This window comes from Actinomadura sp. NPDC049753 (assembly GCF_040674655.1).
Taxonomy (GTDB): Bacteria; Actinomycetota; Actinomycetes; order Streptosporangiales; family Streptosporangiaceae; genus Spirillospora; species Spirillospora verrucosospora.
In genome coordinates this window covers 1-1,396 of record NZ_JBFARL010000460.1, presented here as the reverse complement: position 1 = coordinate 1,396, position 1,396 = coordinate 1, and the positions used below count along the sequence as shown (strand labels likewise).

Sequence of the window (1,396 nt, the reverse complement as noted above, 5' to 3'; positions counted from 1 at the left end):
ACTCGGCTTCGGACGCCTCACGTTTCTGCGGGGCGGCATCACGGTGGCGAGGTCGCGGACGGCCGGGGACGGAGACGGGGCCGGCGAGGGGGCCGGGGTCACGGGCGGGATGCTCAGCGGGGACGCGGGCGGCGGCCCGTTGCCGCCGGTGCTCTGGAGCGGGCCGAGCGAGGCGGCGTGCCCGTTCGTGCCGCCGTGCCCGTTGGACAGGGGGCTCGTCCCGAGCGAGGAGCCCCCGTCGGCGCCGGTGAGCAGGTTGACGTAGGGGCGCAGGTGGCTGGAACCGATCTCGATGAGGTCGTCGCACTCCTGGCGCAGCACCCGGGAGATCGTCCAGTTGCCGTCGACGGCGACGTGCACGACCGTGACGCGGACGCCGAGGTCCTGCGCGTCCGCGACGACCTGGGCGAGGTCCTCGTCGCCGCTGACCAGGACGGCGTCGGCGAGCGCCGAGTTGCGGGCCAGGGTCATCAGGTCGCGGTGGATCTCGCTGTCGACGCCCTCGCGGCGGCCGGGGCGGATCCGGCCGAGCCGCAGCTTGAGGCCCGGCAGGTCGGCCAGCGCGTCGTGCTCGGGGTTGCGGCGCCCCTCGACCGTCGCCTCGTACCAGTAGCAGCGCAGCAACGGCATGCCGGTGCGCTCCCTGGCGAGGTTGCCGAGGAGTTGCAGGAGGCCGCCGAAGTCCCACGAGACGGTCTCGCGATGGCGCGTGCCGTGTACCGCCATGGCACCGTCCGCCAGCAGGTAGCCGGCGTCCACGAACAGGGCGCAGCGATCCATGCGGCACCGCCCTTCCTCAACACGGGAGCTCACAGCGTGCCCATTTCGGCGTAGCGACCCCGGGCGCTTATAGCGTAGTGAAGCCCGTCTGCCCGGTAGGCCGTTACGGCGATTCGCCACTCTTTCATGGCAAGCCGCCGGTTGGCGACTCCTCGGTAACAAGGATTCGGGAGCCGCGGCGGACGCTACCAGCCCTTTAGGCTCCGTCCGGCCCTTCCGAAGGATCTTTACGGGAAGAATCAGATGGCGGGTTCAGTCCAGGCGTGCCCGCGACCCTCGCTTCAACCCCGGATGGCGGCCGTGACGGTGTGCATCGCCGTAGGAGGCGGCGCGGTGCCGTATGAAGCGGATATCGCCGTCTGGCGTGTCGACGCCCAGGTGGACGCGCACCTCGCCCGAAAGCAGCGGCACCCGCAGTTCGATGTGGACCAGCAGGCCTCCAGGGCGTTCGACGGGACGGGGCGGGGTCGGGGCGGGCTCGGAGGGCTTGTTCACGTGCGGCGGTCTCGCCCGAGGCTTCGGGGACGGTTCGGTTCGCGAAGGCCGACCGGTTCATTCGGGCGGCCTGGTCAGCGGCAGGGGCCGCAGGCTCTCGGTCTGGACGGTCCGGCCGCCC

At 71.8% G+C, this 1,396-nt stretch carries 2 protein-coding genes; both read right to left on the bottom strand.

The genetic code is table 11. The features are described from left to right. On the bottom strand, positions 1–780 hold a 780-nt coding region (locus tag AB0K37_RS42205; RefSeq protein ID WP_363991874.1), incomplete at its 3' end, for an NYN domain-containing protein. Positions 781–1,032: 252 nt separating this feature from the next. Then, a complete protein-coding gene (locus AB0K37_RS42200) occupies positions 1,033–1,275 on the bottom strand; it encodes a hypothetical protein (RefSeq protein ID WP_363991872.1) in 243 nt (80 codons plus the stop codon). Positions 1,276–1,396 lie beyond the last annotated feature (121 nt).